At 58.4% G+C, this 5,961-nt stretch carries 5 protein-coding genes; 1 reads left to right on the top strand and 4 read right to left on the bottom strand.

From position 1 onward, the window contains the following. Together G4L39_RS05610 and G4L39_RS05605 are read right to left on the bottom strand one after the other, a co-directional pair. A partial coding sequence (locus G4L39_RS05610) for a hypothetical protein (protein ID WP_165106582.1) occupies nt 1-339 on the bottom strand: 339 nt, incomplete at its 3' end. 54 nt (nt 340-393) lie between these two features. Beyond that, complete coding sequence (locus G4L39_RS05605) at nt 394-1,002, bottom strand: hypothetical protein (RefSeq protein ID WP_205880809.1); 609 nt, start codon at nt 1,000-1,002, stop codon at nt 394-396. A 286-nt stretch (nt 1,003-1,288) separates the two neighbouring features. On the opposite strand from G4L39_RS05605, the gene G4L39_RS05600 reads away from it, so the two are divergent. Next, nucleotides 1,289-1,969 (top strand): IS1595 family transposase, encoded by a 681-nt coding sequence (locus tag G4L39_RS05600; protein WP_205880808.1) that lies wholly within the window; start codon nt 1,289-1,291, stop codon nt 1,967-1,969. 973 nt (nt 1,970-2,942) lie between these two features. Here the strand turns inward: G4L39_RS05600 and G4L39_RS05595 are convergent. Both G4L39_RS05595 and G4L39_RS05590 read right to left on the bottom strand, forming a co-directional pair. Then, nucleotides 2,943-3,629 carry a hypothetical protein gene (locus G4L39_RS05595; RefSeq protein ID WP_165106580.1) on the bottom strand — a complete coding sequence of 229 codons (687 nt, stop codon included), beginning with the start codon at nt 3,627-3,629 and terminating at the stop codon, nt 2,943-2,945. 9 nt (nt 3,630-3,638) lie between these two features. Next, nucleotides 3,639-5,582, bottom strand: a complete 1,944-nt coding sequence (locus G4L39_RS05590) for a hypothetical protein (protein WP_205880807.1) — start codon at nt 5,580-5,582, stop codon at nt 3,639-3,641. Between the last annotated feature and the right edge of the window lie 379 nt (nt 5,583-5,961).

The following is a 5,961-nucleotide window of genomic DNA, read 5'->3' as shown; positions in this document are numbered from 1 at the left end:
TTGTTGGCGCAGCCATTGCCCCAGCTGGGTCTGGTCGGCGAACTTTTTGACGCGGGCCAACTGGCGCACCAGGGGCTCGTCGTTGAGCCGTTCGGCGTCGGCCAGGCTGGCCCCGCCCGAGCAGAAGCAGTAGAGCAGTTGGGCCACGATCAGTTCGGGGCTGTAGCCGTGGGAGGTGCGGGTGCGCGGGTCCAGTCCGGGCAGGGCGCGGATTTTTTGCCAGAGGTCAAACTGCTGGGCCAGCGCTTCCAGGGCGGGCAGGCCGCCCGGGGTGGACTGCTTTTGAGCGGCAACAAACTCGAAGCGGATCCTGGGCGAGCGTTTGGTGACGGTCGGCATGCTTCATTGAGGCACGGCGCGCGACGATATTCAACGCCGAACCCCAAAAAATCTTCACCCGCCGGTGCAATACCTCAGGCGATGGCCAAGGTTTGGGGTAATCTTCGAAGAGATACCTCCGGAGGATCGGAGGCTCGCGAAGGTTGAGCTGCTCTTCGGTAAGCCCCAGCGCATGAAGTTTCTCGCGCGCACTGGCGATGGCCTCTTCGGCCGTAATCTTGCTTGGGATTTTTGCCAACCGTAACGATTCTTTATCATTGTACCGGAAGGATCGCGGTTGGTAAAAAGATCGAAGTGGTGACGCGAAAACGACCAGCTGTAACAGCCATCTCTGGTTCCGATGCTCCCATCAATACCAAAAGCAGTCGCTTTAGGCGTAAAATAGACATCATGAACAGTCAGCGGTCGGGGGATGCCCAGCTTCCATTTTTCGCGGACTTCATTGGCTTTGGCGAGCATGAAGCTCAGGGCCCATTCCTCGAACTCAAGTGTGTTCGGAGCCAGGCGATGAACATCGCTTAGCGGGTACTTCGAGCGCGCCGCCTCAATGTTGTTGGTGGGGACCAACCGAGGCGGGCGGTTGGCTTCCATCCCCTCGCATACAGACGTCACCAGGATGGATATGATGCTAACTGTCCAAAGATGCCCCGGTTTCATCGTCACAGGTCAATATACAGGTCCTCCGCTCCGTAGACCACCATTCCTCCAGCTGCCCTAGGTTCCATTGTGCCGGCCCTGTTGACGACAGCCCTGAGCACTCGCAAAGGCGCTCCGTATCCGCCTGTTTCCGCCCATTTACTTTAGGTGATTCCTAAACAAATCGGACCAGATTTTGTAATCTGGTCTGTATATGAGACGGTGCAGGGGATGCGGGTATACTCGAGCCTGGAGACTCGGGGACGGGCGTTTTAAGTGCTGCCGCTGTGGCCGGCGCTATACTTGGACGACGGTGTGGGAAGCCAGCCGTCTGCCAGCTGCCACGAAGCGCAAGCTGCTCGAGTATTTCGTTCCTGGCGTGCCCAGCTATCGGATTCGCTTTCGGGGCTTGGCGTCGCCGCCGGCCATCGAGCGCTTTTTCCGGCTCATCCGTGCGGTGCTTGCCTACCAGGAGCAATGCCGGGAGCCGTTTTATGGAGCCGTAGAATGCGATGAGACGACGTTGGGCGCAAAGAGGCCGGGGAAGCGAGGCTGGGGTGCTGCCGGCAAGCTCATCGTCTTGGGCATTCTCCAGCGCAATGGCCAGGTCCGAGTCTTCCCGGTCCAGGGCCGCCGTGGAGCTCAGATCATCGGTCTGGTCCTTGCGCACACGCGGCCTGGCAGCCTGTACTATACGGACGACTGGCGTGCTTATGCGTCGCTGGCCGTCCGTGGTGATCACATCGTGGTGCGCAAGGAAGGCGGACGCCCCAAGGGGCGGGCGCACATCAACGGGATCGAGGGCTTCTGGAGTTATGCGAAACATTGGCTCTATCCGTACCGTGGTGTACCCCGCAAATTTTTCCACCTCTACCTGGGCGAAGTTTCGTTCCGATTCAATCACCGTGATCAAGACCTTTTTCCCCTTGTTTTACAGCTTATGAAGCAGGTCTCGATCACCACCATTAACCCAATCCTGGTCCGAAGTGGTTAGGAATTACCTTACTTTAACAGGCTGTTGAACAAGGCGCTATCTGTGGGCCGGCTTCGCCTTGCCCATGTGTTTCTCACCGCCACATGTGCGCGGGTGCCGATTTCAAACCGCTGCCGCCGTCGCCACCGCGGCTTTCGCCGGACGCACCAGCGCCGCCGCGCCGGCCGGGCAGGCGGCAGCCCGTTGAGCACGCCTCACCCTTTCCTTTCAGGCTCAGCCACGCCATCGGCAGCCGATTCCCGCCACCAAGGACAATGTAGCCCCACGCTCGGGCTCGTTATCGCCGCGCATGGCGACTCCGCCGCATGCCCCAACGGTCTGCATCCACCCGAAGATTTCCTCCGCTCGCTTACGGGATCCTTTGGCCGAGCTGGCAACGGGCTTGACCGCTGGTCCCTCCACGCCCCGAACCCATACGCCCTGACCACAGAGGATCACAGGCAATAAACCAAAGGGACACACAGGACACAGAGGTTAAGCACGGAGAACGGCGGAACCGGAAGAGGCAAGGCGGTTAACTGGCCAGGAGGCCCTCTCGCGGCTTTTCGCGGTGCAAAACGCGGGTTTGGGGGCCCAACCAGTTTGTCATCACCACAAGCGTTGCAGGAGCATTCCTTCCGGACGCCGAGGGCGTGGTCCTTCCCCTCTTGGCGGGGGCTTCAGGGCGCCTTCAATTCGGCGATAGACCGGGAGGGTCACGATCCTCCGTGCCCGCTGGTTGCGGATTGCGACTACTCCTCGAAGAGGAGAGAGTTTTTTCATGAGCGCGTCCCCCAGGCGCTTCACGACTGGGAGTGGATGATGCGGTAGGACGGTGGCATTGAGGTTGAGGACTGCGACGAATTCAGGTTGACCTTGAGGTTTCCCTTGCACTCCTGTCAACGAATGCCAACACCATTCATCTCAAATGTCGATGCTAGTTTGTCAACAGTCTTCCAACCTGCTAACCAAAGCATCCCTTTGCGCCGGTAATTCAGGGCGGCGGGAGCCTTTCGGGCGGCGGATCACGCTGGTAAATCTGCTTTCCTTCCCTGACACGTTTTAGGTATTCCGATCTTAGCTCGGGCTTGACACCAATCTCAGGAGGCTTGGCACAGAGATTCGTTGAAGCACAGGCAAATTTCGTCACTTGTTTTTTCTGTGCATCAATATTGAACTCAACGTAGTGAAACTGAGTACCCGTATTCCACTCCCACTCTATGCGATAGTACGGCAGCGTTTGCCCGCGCCATTTGAAAGGTCCATCGAATTTGGTCGGGCGTTTGGAGGTCTGTGGCAGCTTCTCGGCATAGCCCATCCGCTTTAGCATTTCGCGGGCCAGGGCAACCGCCTCGCGCCGAGTCATGTTCAGTGAGCCTACATACTCCGCAACGCGATCCGGGTCCTGCTCTGTAAAGTAGTTCCGAGGCGCCTCGAAGGAGTCCACATGCCCCAAAGAATACCAGAATCGCCACCCGTTCGTCAGGATCAGGTAGCCCCGCACATCAATCGGGTACCCTGGGATAACCGGGCCACCTGTGACAAAGCGCTGCACATGCTCACTTGTGATCGGTGTGGGAATAGGCAGATCCAGCTTCTTGGCAAAGTCCGAAAAGATCGGCAACAACGCCACCAGAACGGCGTTTGAATACTCTACAGTCACATGAATCCAGTCCGGCATACTTCATCCTCAAGGTGCATTGTTGAATTCATTGTAGCCCAGTTGATCGTACCCGTAAATCTTAAGGTTGCTAAGGTTAATTCCACTTGCTCCGGCGTACCCGGCTGCGTCCTTGGCAGCAGTACGCAGACCTTTGCCCCTGACCACCCACTCGTATTCAAACCACGTCACCCAATTGATGTGATCATACCAGACGCGATTGAGGATGCCCATCCACTTGGTTGCCGTCCAGCCCATGAACGCACACGGGCGCCGCCCGTCGTCAGCAAAATCCTCCAGCGTCATGGTCTTCTTTGGGATGCCAAACGCAAGCGGCAGATCGCCCTTGGCCGTCTCGCAACCGTCCAGGAACACAAACCGGTACGCATGGCGGTTGGTAGAGAGTGGGTTGCCCGTCGCCAGGGCCCTGTAAAGCTGCGCGGTGGTAATGCGCGTCAAATCGTTTGTGCCATATCCAATCTGATCCCGGCCGCCATGGCCAAAGTAGTAGAAGTTCCTTGATGTAGGATGAATCAGGGCTAGACGGAGTTTCAACCAATCGTTGATCTCCGTGTCCAAAGGCGAGGTTCGCAGCCGATATGCCTCTCCCGTTGGATGGTCCGGACGAACCACATACCCGCGGGTTTCTGCCGCCAGCACAAAGTTGTCGGTCATCTGGTCCAGCAATTCGTGATCAATGAGGTGATTCCAGGCTTGTTGGTTGACCACCACCCAGTTTCCCGGGCCGGTCCAACGGTCGGAACTCAAAAACTTCTTGGGCGTGGTCGTCGCGGCACCACCACCGGACTCCTGGCTCACTCCATCGCCAGAGCGCGAACCGTAAATCATCCGAGCCTCGGCCTTGGAGCCGGGAGCGCGCGCCGCCGCCTCTCCCCCATCCCACCATGTGTATATGTCCGCGTCAAACCAAGGATCAGTGCGCCGTACTCCGAAAGGATCAATGAGGTTCCACACTGCTCGAATCTGTCCGTTGGTTGTGCGCCCAAAGAAACTGCCGACATAGCGGTTCTGGCTGTCAAAAATGGCAATTTCCCAGTCCACAACCGGATGCGCCGAGACCGCATTGATCAACATTGAATCGTAGAGCTCGCCAAAATGAAAGGACCAGTTCGGGAACGAAATCTCGTTAAACACCTCAATCTCCACCACCGGGCTGGCGATGTGCACCAGCGCAGCAGGATCCGCATTGGACGGGTCCACCATCCAGGTTGCCTCGGCTTGAAGTGTATGAACACCATTGCTCAACAGGCGGGTATCGAGAACAAAATGCAGCGGATTCGGAAATGGTGGCGTTAGCATCCTGGCAGCTTCAGTGCCGTAATCATCAATCATGATGGTCACATGCAGAAGCTCGCCCTCCGGATACCCGACTTCAATGGGCAGGCCTACCACACCGCTCAACAGCATCCCGTTGGTCAGACCAATGAAGTGCACTCCCTGGCGGACCACCTGGTAAAAGCCAATGGCGCCCAACGGCACCTCGCCGTTAGCGCCTTCGGTTAACGGGCCATTGGATCCATCCGATGGATCCTTGAGCCAGCGGGGATCCCAGGGAAGGGGTGGCACCGATGGATCATCGCCTCGGAAAGTTTCGTACTCGTTCTGATTTGCCGATGCTCCATGGGGCGGGAAAGGCTGGTCGCCGCCAGCTCCGCCGGCTCCGGTCTGACCGTACTCGACCACGCCCACATGCGTGAATACGGTACGATTGGTACCCAACGCAGCGGGATAATTATTCGTGAGGATCGTCCAAGGATGTGCTTCGTCCAGACGTGCCCGGTACCGAACAATGAAGGTCTCATTTTCGGTGCTGGGCCAGGACAGAACGACATTGGTGCCCTGGACCTGGAGTGTGAGGCCCTCGATTCCTTGAGCGGGTTGCTGGCCCATGCAGAAGACCAACGCTGCAATTGCGACGAGCGCAATGCGCGTTTCCCGATGGTTTAGGTCCAACAACAGTTTAGGGACAACGCGAGCACTCATACTTATAGTGTGGCCGCTTGATCCAGGGGTGTCAACAACTTTTTCGGCTGGTCCTGGGCCGCCTGAATCCTTAGCCAGCCGTTGGGGCGGGGTGCGAAACGATGTTTTCGAATCGGAGGAGTCTCTAAACGAGATCTGGGAGGGCTCTGGGGCCCATCGGGGAGGGGTCGTCCGGGCGCCGGAAGGGCCGCAGGGCCGTGCCAGGGTGGTTTTTTCCCAGATGCGGGCATGCTCCGCCCTGGCCGCCAGGGGCGGTCGTCGCGCGTGCGGGGTTTGGGCCGTGGCTCCAGTTTAGCCGGAGGGCACCGCCGCTTCCGCCACCACGGCCCGCCACCAGCGCGCTTGCCAC

This window comes from Limisphaera ngatamarikiensis (assembly GCF_011044775.1).
In the GTDB taxonomy this organism is placed as follows: domain Bacteria; phylum Verrucomicrobiota; class Verrucomicrobiia; order Limisphaerales; family Limisphaeraceae; genus Limisphaera; species Limisphaera ngatamarikiensis.
Note: the sequence above shows the minus strand (reverse complement) of the source record. Positions and strands in the feature narration are given on the sequence as shown.

Coding starts and splice junctions, on each gene's coding strand:
- G4L39_RS05595 (WP_165106580.1), bottom strand. CDS start 3,629: ATGCCGGACTGGATTCATGTGACTGTAGAGTATTCAAACGCCGTTCTG.